The 391-nt window shown below is 45.0% G+C and carries 1 pseudogene; it reads right to left on the bottom strand.

What is annotated here, in order from left to right:
- Positions 1–33 precede the first annotated feature (33 nt).
- Positions 34–391 (bottom strand): annotated as a pseudogene (locus BTA35_RS17415) (adenylosuccinate lyase); the annotation flags it as partial.

Genomic DNA, 391 nt, shown 5'->3' with positions numbered 1-391 from the left:
AATTAGACTGTTTATTCAAACAAACTAAGCGAATTAAATCGCTTTTGCTTGTGCTACAGCGTTACCAATGTAGTTTTGTGGAGTCAGCTGCATTAGCTCATCTTTGGCTGATTGCGGCATTTCCAAGGTTTCTACGAAGGCTTGTAGCGTTTCTTTGGTGATCGCTTTGCCACGGGTCAGCTCTTTCAGCTTCTCGTATGGCTTTTCAATGTTGTAGCGACGCATTACCGTTTGAATAGGCTCTGCCAATACTTCCCAGCTGTTGTCTAGGTCAGCCTCAATACGCGCAGCGTTCAGCTCTAGCTTGCTGATACCTTTCAACGATGCCTGATAAGCAATCAAAGACTGACCAAAGCCAACACCCAAGTTACGCAGAACAGTAGAGTCTGTT

Source organism: Oceanospirillum linum, from assembly GCF_001995095.2.
Classification (GTDB): domain Bacteria; phylum Pseudomonadota; class Gammaproteobacteria; order Pseudomonadales; family Halomonadaceae; genus Oceanospirillum; species Oceanospirillum linum.
Note: the sequence above shows the minus strand (reverse complement) of the source record. Positions and strands in the feature narration are given on the sequence as shown.